Annotated in this window: 14 protein-coding genes; 11 read left to right on the plus strand and 3 right to left on the minus strand. The window is 70.9% G+C overall.

Annotated elements, in window-relative coordinates; genetic code table 11:
- Nucleotides 1–2: 2 nt before the first annotated feature.
- The 3 genes from FB559_RS17790 to FB559_RS17795 form a co-directional block, all read right to left on the minus strand.
- Nucleotides 3–1,274 (minus strand): sensor histidine kinase, encoded by a 1,272-nt coding sequence (locus tag FB559_RS17790; protein WP_141956662.1) that lies wholly within the window; start codon nucleotides 1,272–1,274, stop codon nucleotides 3–5.
- Nucleotides 1,271–1,414, minus strand: a complete 144-nt coding sequence (locus FB559_RS43940) for a hypothetical protein (protein WP_185792275.1) — start codon at nucleotides 1,412–1,414, stop codon at nucleotides 1,271–1,273. The genes FB559_RS17790 and FB559_RS43940 overlap by 4 nt, the downstream gene beginning before the upstream one ends.
- Nucleotides 1,415–1,533: 119 nt before the next feature.
- Entirely contained in the window at nucleotides 1,534–2,130 is a 597-nt protein-coding gene (locus FB559_RS17795) for a ComEA family DNA-binding protein (RefSeq protein ID WP_141956663.1), read from the minus strand.
- 263 nt (nucleotides 2,131–2,393) lie between these two features.
- Between FB559_RS17795 and FB559_RS17800 the strand changes: the two genes are divergently transcribed.
- The 11 genes from FB559_RS17800 to dacB all read left to right on the plus strand — a co-directional run bounded on the left by FB559_RS17800 (nucleotide 2,394) and on the right by dacB (nucleotide 13,298).
- Nucleotides 2,394–3,215, plus strand: coding sequence for a hypothetical protein (locus tag FB559_RS17800; RefSeq protein ID WP_141956664.1), 822 nt, complete (start codon nucleotides 2,394–2,396; stop codon nucleotides 3,213–3,215).
- A gap of 11 nt (nucleotides 3,216–3,226) precedes the next feature.
- A complete protein-coding gene (locus FB559_RS17805) occupies nucleotides 3,227–3,718 on the plus strand; it encodes a cupin domain-containing protein (RefSeq protein WP_141956665.1) in 492 nt (163 codons plus the stop codon).
- 104 nt (nucleotides 3,719–3,822) lie between these two features.
- Nucleotides 3,823–4,350 carry a NuoI/complex I 23 kDa subunit family protein gene (locus FB559_RS17810; protein WP_185792276.1) on the plus strand — a complete coding sequence of 176 codons (528 nt, stop codon included), beginning with the start codon at nucleotides 3,823–3,825 and terminating at the stop codon, nucleotides 4,348–4,350.
- Entirely contained in the window at nucleotides 4,347–4,997 is a 651-nt protein-coding gene (locus FB559_RS17815) for an NADH-quinone oxidoreductase subunit J family protein (RefSeq protein WP_246121703.1), read from the plus strand. The genes FB559_RS17810 and FB559_RS17815 overlap by 4 nt, the downstream gene beginning before the upstream one ends.
- The gene (gene nuoK / locus FB559_RS17820) at nucleotides 4,997–5,329 is read left to right on the plus strand and encodes an NADH-quinone oxidoreductase subunit NuoK (protein ID WP_141956666.1); all 333 of its coding nucleotides are present in this window, start codon (nucleotides 4,997–4,999) and stop codon (nucleotides 5,327–5,329) included. Before FB559_RS17815 ends, nuoK begins: the two co-directional genes overlap by 1 nt.
- Nucleotides 5,326–7,281, plus strand: coding sequence for an NADH-quinone oxidoreductase subunit 5 family protein (locus FB559_RS17825; RefSeq protein WP_246121705.1), 1,956 nt, complete (start codon nucleotides 5,326–5,328; stop codon nucleotides 7,279–7,281). The genes nuoK and FB559_RS17825 overlap by 4 nt, the downstream gene beginning before the upstream one ends.
- Entirely contained in the window at nucleotides 7,278–8,810 is a 1,533-nt protein-coding gene (locus FB559_RS17830) for a complex I subunit 4 family protein (RefSeq protein ID WP_141956667.1), read from the plus strand. Before FB559_RS17825 ends, FB559_RS17830 begins: the two co-directional genes overlap by 4 nt.
- Before the next feature lie 120 nt (nucleotides 8,811–8,930).
- On the plus strand, nucleotides 8,931–10,379 hold the full coding sequence (locus FB559_RS17835; RefSeq protein WP_141956668.1) for an NADH-quinone oxidoreductase subunit N: 1,449 nt from the start codon (nucleotides 8,931–8,933) through the stop codon (nucleotides 10,377–10,379).
- 59 nt (nucleotides 10,380–10,438) lie between these two features.
- A complete protein-coding gene (gene htpX, locus FB559_RS17840; protein ID WP_141956669.1) occupies nucleotides 10,439–11,296 on the plus strand; it encodes a zinc metalloprotease HtpX in 858 nt (285 codons plus the stop codon).
- A gap of 144 nt (nucleotides 11,297–11,440) precedes the next feature.
- On the plus strand, nucleotides 11,441–11,635 hold the full coding sequence (locus FB559_RS17845) for a hypothetical protein (RefSeq protein WP_185792277.1): 195 nt from the start codon (nucleotides 11,441–11,443) through the stop codon (nucleotides 11,633–11,635).
- Between the two features lie 127 nt (nucleotides 11,636–11,762).
- Nucleotides 11,763–13,298 carry a D-alanyl-D-alanine carboxypeptidase/D-alanyl-D-alanine endopeptidase gene (gene dacB / locus FB559_RS17850; protein WP_141956671.1) on the plus strand — a complete coding sequence of 512 codons (1,536 nt, stop codon included), beginning with the start codon at nucleotides 11,763–11,765 and terminating at the stop codon, nucleotides 13,296–13,298.
- Nucleotides 13,299–13,496 lie beyond the last annotated feature (198 nt).

Here is a 13,496-nt window from a genome sequence, read left to right on the forward strand (position 1 = left end):
CTTCAGGCATGGGAGGGGAGTTCGACGGTGACCACCGTAGGACCACCGGGCGGGCTGACGATGCCGAGCCGCCCGTCGACCGTACGGACCCGGTCGAGCAGCCCGGACAGCCCCGAGCCTCCAGCGGGCGCGGCGACTCCGTGACCGTCGTCGCGTACCTGGAGTCGCAGCCGCCCCTCGGCCTGGGTGAGCGAGAGCCAGGCGCGGGTGGCGCCGCTGTGCCGGGCGACGTTCGCGAGCAGTTCGGCGGCACAGAAGTAGGCGATCGACTCGATCGCCGCGGTGGGCCGGGCCCCGAGCTCGACGTTGGCCTCGACCGGTACGCCGCTGCGCGCGGCGAGCGTGGTCAGCGCGGTGTCGAGCCCGTGGTCGAGCGCGGGCGGATGGATGCCGCGTACGAGTTCGCGCAGCTCCTGGATGGCCTCCCTGGCGGTCGCCTGTGCGGTGTCGACCAGGGTGCGGACGGCGCCGTCGGGGACCGCGTCGCGCACCATCGTGAGCTGCATCGTCAGCGCGATCAGCCGTACCTGCGCACCGTCGTGCAGGTCGCGTTCGATGCGGCGCAGCGTCGCCGCCGCGTCGTCGACCGCCCGCGCACGCGTCTCCTCCAGGTCACGCACCCGCTCGGCGAGCCCGCGCCGGCCGAGCAGCCACCGCATGAGCATGCGGTCGGGCATCAGGGCCACGTGCGTGGCCCAGGGGGCCACGAACAGCAGCAGCACACCGGTGGCGCAGACGGCCAGCTGGCGGGGCCAGGTGTCGAAGACGACCCCCCCGACGACGAGGCCGTGCCGGACCGCCCCGTGGGCGTCGCGGACGGTGTCCATGTTCACGCCGGCCGCGTGCTGGATCGGATAGGTGATGGCGACCAGGCTCCATGCCCAGGTGAGGGCGAGGATGTACAGGTGGATGACGGTGATGGGGAGCTTCACCAGGAAGTAGGCCATCGCGCGCCACGCGGCGGCGTCACTGAGCCGTATCTGCACCCGGGCCAGCCCCGGGGCGGTGCGCACCGGTGCCGGGGGCTCGATGTGCTCGCCGAGGAGCCGGCCGGCCAGCCCGCGGTGGAGGCCGGCGATCTCCCGAGCCACGTACAGGCCGAACGCCAGCAGGGGGATCCCGGCCGCGGTGACCGCAAGGCCGGCGCCCAGCACGACGGTGGCCAGCGTGTACGCGAACCCGAAGGCGGCCAGCGGCGCACTCACCAGGAGATAGAGGATCTCGGTCCACACGCGGCGGCTCACCGGCGCCCGCAGGACCACGCCGAGGCTCATCCGTCGCGGCCCAGGAGCGCGGCGACCGCGACCGGCCCGGCGGGCGGGGCGAGAAGGGTGTAGCCGGTACGCCGCCGGGGCTCGGCGGTGAAGGGCGGCCGCCACCAGGCGGCGTACGACGGCGCGGACGCGGTGGCCATCGGTGTTACCCCGATCGCGTAGGGAGTTCGTCTCTCCCATGCTCGCGGCCGGCGCCCGCCGGGGCGATCGTGCCTGTACGCACGCGGGGGTGTGGCCAGCCCCACCCTCGGCGCCGGGATCACCGGACGAACAGGGCGTACTCGGCTATCTCGGAGACGATGGACGGCGGCAGGTCGGCGTGCAAGGCCATCTCCTCGGCAGACACGAACCCGCCCTGCTCGGTACGTAGCCCCATGATCCGGTCGACCATCGCGTACGTGAGTCCGGGCAGCCGGCTCAGCACCTCCGGCGGCACGTGGTTGACGTCGATCAGGCCGCCGTCGTCGAACGGGCGCGGAAGCAGGTCGGGGCGTCCGATGCGCAGCTCACGGGCCAGGCCCGGGTCATCGAGGACGATCTTGCGGGCGGCCTCGCGGAGACCGCGGCGCTGGCGGGCCATCTCGACGACCCGGCGGTTCATCCGGTCGCGCACGTTGTCCGGTGGGTACACCCGCGGCCGTGCGGCGAGTGCGTGTGCGGCGCTGATGGTCCAGGTGAGGGCCATGACGAGCAGTCCGAGCGCCGCCGCGCCGCCGCCCGCGAGGAACGCCGCGAACTCGAAGGTCACCGCCGCGCCGTAGCCGACCGCCGCCCCTCCGAGCGCCACCGAACGCCGGCGCACCCCGGCGTACAGGAAGGAGGCCGGCGCGCCGAAACCGACGGAGAGCAGAGGCACCAGGGACCAGCCCAGCCCGTCCGACGATCGCGCCGGGGGGCGCGGGGCCACAGGCGGCACCGGTGGCCTCGTCGGCGGCCGCTGTGGTGGGGGCAGAGCGGGCCATGCCATACGGGGATCGTACGACGGGCCCGGCCGGAAGTGACTCACATCATGTCTGACGGATCGGGGCGATCAGGGGTTTCCGTCGGCCGTTCTTCCCATAATTAGATATCTCATGATTAGATATCGAAGAAGTTCGAGTGTGAGGGGTGGATCGGATCATGAGCATCACTGCCGACGTGCAGCGGAGAGCGTTCGTGCGGCCGGTTCTCGCCGGGCTGTGGTCGTTCTGGACCGAGGGCAGGCGGGTCGAACGTGTCTGCTACCTGGTCGGCGCCGTGCTCATCGCGTCCGGGGTGTTCCATCTCGCCGTGTTCGCGGTCGACGGCGGTCCCTGGGACGGGCCTGTGTCGTGGCGCAAGCCGACCACGTTCGGCCTGTCCTTCGGGCTGTCGCTGATCACGATCGCCTGGGTGGCATCGTTCCTGCACCTAGGCGATCGCCTCCGCACGGTGCTGCTCTCGGTCTTCGCGGTGGCCTGCGTCGCCGAGACAGCGATGATCGCGTTTCAGGCGTGGCGGCACGTCCCGTCGCACTTCAACATGGAGACGCCGCTCAACACGGTGATCTCGATGGCCCTGGCCGTTGGCGGCGGGGTGCTGATCGTGGTGCTCGTGACGCTGACGGCCCGTGCGTTCAAGGCGAACCCAGGAGTCACCGGCAGCACCCGGCTGGCCCTGCGGGCGGGCTTCGTCACGCTGCTGGTGGCACTGGCGAGCGGCGCGATCATGATCGCGCGGGGCGTCGTCCTGGTCCGTACGGGCCACCAGCAAGCGGCCTACTCCGCCGGCGGCTTCCTCAAGCCCGTCCACGGGGTGACCATGCACGGCATCCTGGTTCTGCCCGGCCTCGCGTGGCTGCTGACGTTCACGAACACCACCGAGTCCCGTCGTACCCGTGTGATCACCTGGACCACGGCGGCGTACGCCGTGGCGATCGTCATCGTGATCATTTATTCGCTGACCCGCGCTCTCGCGGATTGAGGGAGGTTCGGATGTCCTACCCCGAGGCCCGTTATGACGGACAGACGGGCGAGATCAGCGCGCTGTACCGGCCGGCCGACGCCGCGCCGGAGCTGGTGAACAGCGCGGGCGGGTCCGCGAGCTACCTGGCCACGGGAGCGTCCACGAACGGCCAGTTCGGCCTGTACCGCTGGAACATGGCGGCCTCGCCGAACGGCCCGAAGGCACATTTCCACAAGACGATCTCCGAGTCGTTCTTCGTCCTGTCGGGGACCGTGCGGCTGTTCAACGGGGAGCGGTGGGTCGACGCGAGGCCGGGCGACTTCCTGTACGTGCCCGAGGGCGGCATCCACGCGTTCCGCAACGAGTCCGGCGAGCCCGCGTCGATGCTGATCCTCTTCGCCCCCGGCGCCCCGCGCGAGCCGTACTTCGAAACGCTCGTCGAGGTCGGCCTCACGGGCCGCACGCTCACCCCGGAGGAATGGGAGGAGTTCTACCTCCGCCACGACACCTACTGGACCTGACCGGCGGTTTCGGGATCATGGGGGATACGCGAGGGCCGCGGCCGGGCTTCCGGGGGGCAGGCTCCGGTTTGCCATTGGGCGCGGATAAGCAATCATGGTGACTCGTGGCACGCATTCCGGGATCCGGCCTGGCAAAGGGCCTCGCGGTCACGCTGCGCACGATGACACGCCGGTCCATCACGCGGCAGTACCCCGAGGTTCAGCCCGACCTGCCACCGCGCAGTCGCGGGGTCATCGCGCTGTTCGAGGAGAACTGCACCGTCTGCATGCTGTGCGCGCGTGAATGCCCGGACTGGTGCATCTACATCGACTCCCACAAGGAGACGCTGCCGGCGCCCGAGGGCGGCAAGCCGCGGGTTCGCAACGTGCTCGACCGCTTCGCGATCGACTTCGCGCTCTGCATGTACTGCGGCATCTGCATCGAGGCGTGCCCGTTCGACGCCCTGTTCTGGTCGCCGGAGTTCGAGTACGCCGAGTACGACATCGCCGAGCTGACCCACGAACGCGACCGGCTGCGCGAGTGGATGTGGACGGTGCCCCCGCCGCCCGCCAACGACCCGGCCGCCGAGCCGCCGAAAGAACTCCCCAAAGAGCTTCCCAAGGCCAGTGAAGGCGAGCTGAAGGCCAGGTGAGCGCCGCCGACATCGTCATGGTGGCGCTCGGCGTGGTCGCCGTGGGCTCGGGCGTCATGGTCGTCAGCACCCGGCAACTGGTGCACGCGGCCCTCTGGCTGGTCGTCTCCTTCGGCGCGCTCGCCGCCTCATACGTCGTGCTGGCCGCCGAGTTCGTCGCCTGGGTGCAGGTGCTGATCTACGTCGGGGCGATCGTGGTGCTCCTGCTCTTCGGGATCATGCTGACCCGCGCGCCGATCGGGCGGTCGGACGACCTGGACTCCGGCAACCGGATCGTCGCCCTCGTCGTGGCCGTGGCCACCGCCGCGGTGCTCGTGACCACTCTCGTACGCGGCTTCCGCGACGCGTACTTCCCGCTCAAGGCACGGGTCGGCAGCGGCTCGTCCGCCACGGTCGGCGCGAGCCTGTTCCGCTACTGGGTGCTCCCGTTCGAGGCGCTGTCGGTGCTGCTGCTGGCCGCACTGATCGGCGCGATCGTGCTCTCGCGCTCCGACATCGGGCCGGAGCGGCCCGCGGACGACGAGGACGCGGAGCGGCCCAAGCGCCCGCGGCCCCGGCCCGGCGTGGCGCTGGCCCGCCGCCGTCCCCGCAACGCCGACGACGAGGACACCATCGTGCTGTCACGGATCGATGAGGACGTGGTCTGATGCACCTCGTCTATCCGGTGGTCATCTCGGCGCTGCTGTTCTCCGTGGGCGTGTACGGCGTACTCGCCCGGCGCAACGCGATCCTCGTCCTCATGTCCGTCGAGCTGATGCTCAACGCGGTCAACCTGAACCTCATCGTGTTCGACATGCGGTGGGCCGACCGGCTCCACGGCGGACAGGTGCTCACGCTGTTCGTCATCGTGCTGGCCGCCGCCGAGGTCGGGCTCGGCCTGGCCCTCGTGCTCCTGATCTACCGCAACCGCCAGACCGTCGACGTAGACCGGCTTCGCACCCTCCGCGAGTACGACGCCGAAGAAGGAGTGCGCCAGTGATCGTCCTGGCGGCAGTCGCGGTCCTGCTCCCGTTCGCCGCCGCGCTCATCGGCATGATCTTCGGGCCGACGCTCTCGCATCTGCTGACGCCGCTCGCCCGCCACTTCCGGCACACGGACACGTCGGCGGGACGCGCGCGCGGGCTGGCCCGGCGCCTGCCGGCCAACGGCCCGGCCCTGGTCGCGGTGCTGCCGATCGCGGCCTCCACCGTGCTCACCGCCGTGATCGCCGCGGTCCAGTGGCAGCAGCCGTCCGTGCGCACCGGCACCCTCACGCTCGTCCAGACCGGCGGGGTGCCGTTCGGCATCGGGCTCGACGTCGACGGGCTGTCGGCGGTCGTGGCCCTGCTGGTCTGCTGCGTCGCGCTCGCCGTGCAGATCTACTCGGTCGCCTACATGCGCGACGACCCGCGCTACTCCTCCTACGCGGCGTTCGTCTCGCTGTTCACCGCGGCGATGCTGCTCGTCGTGCTGTCGGGCGACCTGCTGGCGCTGTACGTCGGCTGGGAGGTCATGGGCGTCTGCTCCTACTTCCTGATCGGCCACTACTGGCACGACCGTGCGACCTCGCGCGCGGCCGTCAAGGCGTTCCTGGTGACGCGTCTCGGTGACGTCGGTTTCCTGTTCGGCATCTTCGTGCTCGGCATGGCCGCGCACTCCTTCAACATCCGCGCCGTCCTCGCGCACGTGCCGGCGATGCCGCACGACACACTGGTCGCGGGCACACTGCTGCTGCTCTGCGGCGTGGCGGGCAAGAGCGCGCAGTTCCCGCTGCACACCTGGCTGCCCGACGCGATGGCCGGCCCCACCCCGGTCAGCGCGCTGATCCACGCGGCGACGATGGTCGCGGCCGGCGTCTATGTCGTCGCCCGCGTCTACCCGGCGTTCCTGTACGCCCCGGTATCGCTCGCGGTCCTCGGCGTCATCGCCGCGATCTCGATGCTCGGCGCCGCGCTCGCCGCGCTGGCCCAGGACGACCTGAAACGGGTGCTCGCCTACTCCACGATCAGCCAGCTCGCGTACATGGCGGGCGGCCTGGCGGTCGGCACGCGCGACGGCGCGGTGTTCCACCTGCTCGCGCACGGGGCGTTCAAGGCACTGCTGTTCCTGGGCGCCGGCTGCGTCATCGTCGCGGTCGGCTCGAACATGCTCGATGCGATGGGCGGCCTGCGGATCGCCATGCCCGTGACGTTCTGGTCGATGACGGTCGGCTTCGCGGCACTGGCCGGTCTCCCGCCGGCCAGCGGATTCTTCAGCAAGGACACGATCCTGGCCCAGGCATGGGACACAGCGAGACCGCACCACTTCAGCCAGCCCGTGTACGCCCCGGGCGTCGTCCCCCAGGAGCTTCCGGCCATCCCGGCCTGGACCGGCTGGCTGGTGCTCATCGCCGGGCTGCTCACCGCGGCGGTCACCGCCGCGTACGCGACCCGCACCTGGCTGGTGACCTTCTTCGGGGAGCGGCGGTCACCGTCCGACGCGCGTGACGCGCCCGCGCTGATGCGCTGGCCCGTCGCCGTGCTCGCGGTCCCCGCACTGGTCCTCGGCTTCCTCGGACTCGGCAGCGACAAGCTACGGCCCGAGATCGGCATGGCGGTCGTCTCGCTGCTGTTCGTGCTGGCCGGCGGCGGCGCGGTCTTCCTGGTCTGGAACCGCGACCCGGCGCTGGACCCGGTCCGGCTGCTGGGCCCGGCACGGCCGCTGCTGCGCGATGGCTTCCGCGTCGACGCCGTGTACTCCGCGCTGATCGTACGGCCGGTGGTCGCGCTCGCCGAGATGGTCGTGCACACCGACGACCACGCGGTGGACGCCGCCGTCGAAGGCACCGGCAGAGGCGCGCGGCGGCTCGGCGGCCTGCTGCGCGCGACCGAGAACGGCAACCCCCAGACGTACATCTCCGGGGTTCTGGCGGGAGTGGTGATCATCGTTCTCGCGGTGGTGGTGCTCACATGATCCTCGTGGCGATGCTGGCCGTGCCCTTCCTGGGCGCGCTGCTCACGCTCATCTCACCCGGGGGCAGCCAGCCGCGGCTGATCCGCCTGGCCAGGCTCCACGGCCTGCTCTTCTCGGGGCTCACGCTGGTGCTGGCCATCGTGGCGGCGGTGGCCTTCGACTACGGGCACCGCGGCCCGCAACTGGGCGTCGACCACGAGTGGGCGCCCTCCATCGGGCTCCGTTTCCACCTGGGCGTCGACGGGATCTCGCTGCCGCTCATCGTGCTGACCGCGGCGCTGACGTTCCTGTGCATGATCTACACCGCGCGGGTGCTGCCCGCCGGTGACGAGGGAGCGGGCTCGGCCCGCGCGCTGGTCGGGCTGGTCCTGCTGCTCGAGGTCGGCATGCTCGGCACGTTCATCTCCCTGGACCTCGTGCTGTTCTTCGTCTTCTTCGAGGTCGTCCTCATCCCGATGTACTTCGTCATCGCGCACTGGGGCGGCTCACCGGGGGCGCGCGAGGGCGCGCGGGCCGCGGCGAACAAGTTCATCCTCTACACGCTGCTCGGTTCCGGGTTCCTGCTGGTCGGCATCCTGCTCATCGCGGTCAACGCCCACACGCTGGACATCACGACACTGGCCACGCGGCACGGCGCCGGGCTGTCCCACAACGTGCAGCTCGCGGCGTTCGCGCTGGTCGGACTCGGGTTCGCGGTCAAGACCCCGATGTGGCCGCTGCACACCTGGCTCCCGGACGCCCACACCGAGGCGCCCACGGTCGGCTCGGTGCTGCTCGCCGGTGTGCTGCTGAAGATGGGCACGTACGGCTTCGTGCGCATCGCGGTCCCGGCGGCCCCGGACGGCGCGCGGACGCTCGCGCCCTGGCTCGGCCTGCTCGCCGTCATCGGGATCGTCTACGGCGCACTCGCGTGCCTCGCGCAGCGCGACCTGAAGCGCATGATCGCCTACTCCTCGATCGGCCACATGGGCTTCGTGCTGCTCGGCATCGCGACACTCACGCCGGTCGGCCTCAACGCCGCGCTGTTCGGCAACGTCGCGCACGGCCTGATCACCGGCCTGCTGTTCTTCGTCGCCGGAGGGATCAAGGAGCGGTACGGCACCGGCGACCTGAAGGTCCTGGGTGGCGGCATGCTCGCCAAGGCGCCCTACCTCGCCTCGATCCTCACCTTCGCCGCCGTCGCGAGCCTCGGCCTGCCGGGTCTGGCCGGGTTCTGGGGCGAGATGCTCGCGCTGCTCGGCGCGTACCGTCCGGACGGCGGCCTGCCGCGCGGGACGTTCCTGACGTTCATGGTCCTGGGCGGCGTCGGCGCGGTGCTGACCGCCGCGTACTTCCTGCGGATGCTGTCCCGGCTCACCCACGGCCCGGTCGCCGAGCGCTGGCTCAAGACGAGGTTCGCCGACGTCCGATCGTATGAGCTGCTCGCCTGGACCCCGCTGATCACGGCCACGCTCTTCATCGGCCTGTGGCCCAAGACGCTTCTCTCCCTCACCGACGGCGCCGTACGCGTACTCCTGGGGGGCCGATGACCGAGCGAAGCGAGGACGCTCCCCTGGTCGCTCCTCCGACGAAGGAGGGCCTATGACCGAGCGAAGCGAGGGAATCGATAAACGCGCTCCCATGGTCGCTCCTCCGACGAAGGAGGACTCATGATCCAGTCGATCGACTACCTGGCGATCCTGCCGACGCTGATCGTCGCGGTCGGCTCGGTCGCGGTGCTGATGGCCGACGCGTTCGGCCTGCCCCGGCGGCCCGTCGGGCTGCTCACCCTCGTCCTGATCGCCGCGGCCGCCGTCGCGCTCATCCCCGGCCACGGACGCAGCACGTTCTGCACCGGCCGGTCCTGCTCCTACGTCGCGGACGACTTCGCCACGCTCTTCCAGGCGATCGTGCTGCTCGCGGCGCTCGTGGTCGTCCTGCTGTCGCACGGGGAGATGCGCCGGTCCGCCCTTCCCGCCGGCGAATACCACTTCCTGCTGCTCGCCGCCCTCACGGGTGCGCTGCTGCTCGCCGCCGGCCGTGACCTGATCACGCTCGTGGTCGCGCTGGAGACGCTGTCGCTGCCGGTGTTCGCCCTCGTCGCCCTGCGCAGGCACGACGGGGTGGCCAGCGAGGCGGCGCTCAAGCTCTTCCTCATCTCGGTCGTGTCCTCGGCGATCACGCTGTTCGGGATCAGCCTCGTGTACGGCGTGACCGGCGCGATGCACCTCGACCAGGTGGCCACCGGACTGGCACACGTACCGGCGGACCTGAAGCCCGTCGCGGCCGTCGGTGTCGTCGCGGTGATCGCCGGGTTCGGCTTCAAGGTCGCGGCCGTGCCGTTCCACTTCTGGGCACCGGACGTCTACCAGGGCGCGCCGCTGCCGGTCGCGGCGTTCCTGTCGGTCGTCTCGAAGGCGGGTGGCTTCGCCGGCCTGACGGTTGTCCTCACCGTCGGCTTCTGGCCGCTCGCCGGCACCTGGGGCCCGTTGCTGGGTGTGCTGTCGGCGGCCACGATGACGCTGGGAAACCTCGTCGCGCTTCGCCAGAGCGACGCCGTACGCCTGCTGGCCTGGTCGTCGGTGGCGCAGTCGGGCTACATGCTCGCACCGCTGGCCGGCGGGTCGCGGGTGCGCCCGCACGACTGGATGACGGCCACCGCGGCGTACGTCGCCATCTACGCGATCATGAACATCGGCGCCTTCGCGGTGGTCACGGTCGTGGCACGTCGCGGCCGGCGCAGGCTCGACGACTATCGCGGCCTCGCCCGTACGAACCCCGGCACCGCGGTGGCGATGGCGTTCTTCCTCGTCTGCCTGGCGGGCCTGCCGCCCGGCGTCATGGGCCTGTTCGCCAAGGTGGTGGTCTTCAAGGCCGCCATCGGCGGCGCGGCCACCTGGCTCGCCGTGGTCATGGCGGTGAACACCGTGATCGGGCTCTACTACTACCTGGCCTGGGCGGCACGGCTCTTCGCCCCCGCGCCGGCCGCCGCGCAGCCCGGTACGGTACGCGTCGGCCGTGCGGGCGGCATCGCGATCGCGGTGTCCCTGGCCGGGGCGGTCGTCGTCTCGGTGGCCCCTGAGCTGGTGCTCCACGCCGCGGCGCTGGCCGTTCCCTGAGGGGAACATCCCTCCAGGTCAGCCCGTTGTCTAAGGGGGAGCCTGGGGAGGGTGTCACAGTGCGGTTCAATGGCGTCCGTACGACGTTCCTGCTCGTCACTCTGTCGGCGCTGATCGTGATCGTCGGCGGTGCGCTGGGCGGACGCACCGGCCTGACCATCGCGGTCGCGATCGCGCTGGTCACCAACGGTGTCGCGTACTTCGCGAGCGATCGGATCGCCCTGTCGGCCATGCGCGCGCGTCAGGTCAGCGAGGTCGAACAGCCCGGCATGTACCGCATCGTGCGGGAGCTGTCCACGGGCGCCCGGCGCCCCATGCCACGCCTGTACGTCTCACCGACCGCGGCACCCAACGCCTTCGCCACCGGACGCAACCCGCGCAACGCCGCCGTCTGCTGCACCCTCGGCATCCTGGAGATCCTCGACGAGCGCGAGCTGCGCGCGGTGCTCGCGCACGAGCTGTCGCACGTCTACAACCGCGACATCCTGATCTCCTCGGTGGCCGGCGCACTGGCCGCGGTCGTCACCTGGGTCGCCAACCTGGCCTGGTTCCTGCCGTTCGGCGGCTCCGACGACGATGACGGCGGCGGCATCCTCGGTGTCCTCCTGCTCCTCATCCTCGGCCCGATCGCCGCCACGATCGTCCAGCTCGCGATCAGCCGCACCCGCGAATACCAGGCGGACGCCTCCGGCGCCCAGCTCAGCGGCGACCCGCTCGCCCTGGCGTCGGCCCTGCGCAAGATCGAGGGCGGCACCCGCCAGCTACCGCTGCCGGAGGACGGCCGCCTCCTCTCGGTCAGCCACCTGATGATCGCCAACCCGTTCCGCGGGGAGGGCGTCGCGCGTCTCTTCTCGACCCACCCGCCCACGGCCGAGCGCGTCGCCCGGCTCGAGCAGATGGCTGGCTACCGCCGCTGACGGTTCCCGTTCCGGCCGAAGGTCCGCTCCATGGTGGTCGTATGTGCATTGCGATCTTTCGCGCTGTTCGGTCCGGGCTTGGATGGGTATCCGGTTGAACACGATGCGGGGGGCCGCCCGGTCACCCGTCGAGAAGGAGGCCACATGTCCCACGACGGCGGAGGTGCGGGCCACCACGGTGGATCCGCTGGTCACCACGGCCATCACGGCGGCAACTACTCAGACCCCGGCTATCTCGGCGGGTCAGGAGGCCGCCGCCGCACCCCGGGCGGGATAGCCCTGCGGGTGGTGATCGTCCTGGCGATCGTCGTCGTCATCGCCTACGTGGCCCATCACTGACGGGTCTCGCTGGGGCACCCGCAGGCTTGTCGGCACCCGTGGGTTTGTCCCCTGGCGGGGCGGTCGCGAATGCCGATATCGGCCATCGTCTCCACAGCCGCGTCATGATCTTTTACTATCGTCGGTCATGCGACGATCAACAGGATTGGCATTAGTGCTCGCCGGTGGCGTGCTCGTCGGCACCGCCGTCCCGGCCCAGGCCGCGGTCAGCTCGGCCCCGGCGCGTACGGCCGCCGCCGGAGATCTCAAGACCGACCTCGACCAGATCCTGTCGGACAGTCGCCTGAACGGCGCGACCGCCGGGGTGACCGTACGGAAGGCCGACACCGGCGCGGTGCTCTACTCCCACGACGCGGACCAGCGCGTGGTACCCGCCTCCAACAACAAGCTCGAGACGTCGGCGGCGGCGTTCGGCATCCTCGGCACGGGCTACCGGTTCCGTACGAACGTCTACACCCGGGGCGGCGACCTCTATCTCAAGGGCACCGGCGACCCGACGCTGGGCGCCGCCGCGTACGACCAGCTGGCCGCCGCGGTCGCCGCCAAGGGCATCAAGACCGTCAAGGGTGACCTGGTCGCCGACGACACCTGGTTCGAGGGCCCGCGTCTCGGGCCCGACTGGAACCCAGAAGACTTCCCCTACGACTACGCGGCGGAGATCTCGGCACTGACCGTCGCCGCGGACGACGTCTTCGACGTGGGCTCGGTCGACGTGGTCGTCACGCCCGGCGCTGTCGGGCAGCCGCCCGGGATCTCCCTCAGCCCCGAGACCGACCTCGTCACGATCGACAACCGCGCGACGACCGGCGCGGCGGGCTCGGCCTCGACCGTCTCGGTGGACCGTACGGTCGGCACGAACACGATCGTCGTCAGCGGCTCCGTCCCGGCGGGCGGCACCTTCGACGACCTGGCCACGGTCCCGGACCCCGCGCTGTACGCCGCGGATGTGTTCCGCCGAGCGCTGGCCGCCCACGGCGTGACCGTCACGGGTGGTGTGTCGCACGGCAGGACCCCACGGCGCGCCAAGGTCGTCACCACCCGGCGGTCGGTTCCGCTGTCGCAGATCGCCACCCCGTACCTGAAGCTGAGCAACAACATGATCGCCGAGATCCTCGTCAAGGAGATCGGGCACAAGGTCACCGGGCACGGCAGCTGGACCGCGGGCCTGCCGGTGATCGCGAAGTACCTCAAGTCGCTCGGCGTCGACACCTCGCAGGTCAAGCAGACCGACGGTTCGGGGCTCGGCCACAGCAACTACACGACGGCCACGCAGCTCAGCAACCTGCTGAAGGCGGTGCAGAAGAAGAGCTGGTTCGGTGTCTTCTACAACGCGCTCCCGATCGCCGGCCAGGCCGATCAGCTCGTGGGCGGCACCCTGCGCAAACGCATGGTCGGCACCCCGGCCGCCGGGAACGCCCACGCCAAGACCGGCACGCTGACCGGCGTGAGCGCGCTGTCGGGATACGTGAAGGATCCCGACGGGCAGCCGCTGATCTTCTCGATCGTGTTCAACGACTACAAGGGCAGTGCGCCGACGGACCTCCAGGACAGGATCGCGGTCCGCCTGGCCGGAGGGTCGTCTTCCACCGTGTCGTCCGCGGTGTCGTCCTCCGCGCGACGGTCCGGGCAGAACCTCGAGTGCTCGTGGACTCGTAGCTGCTGATTCGTCTGAGGCCGCCCCGGGTTCGCCGGGGCGGCCTTGCCCCTTTTACGGGGTGGCCAGGACCTGCGGCGATGGTGTGCTCGAAGTGGGCGGCGCGGCTGCCGTCGGCCGTCGCGATCGACCAGCCGTCGGCGAGCGTACGGCCCTCGTCGCCCCCGCCCTCGATGAGCATCGGCTCGATCGCGGCTCCTCCTTCGG

The sequence above is a fragment of the Actinoallomurus bryophytorum genome (assembly GCF_006716425.1).
In the GTDB taxonomy this organism is placed as follows: Bacteria; Actinomycetota; Actinomycetes; order Streptosporangiales; family Streptosporangiaceae; genus Actinoallomurus; species Actinoallomurus bryophytorum.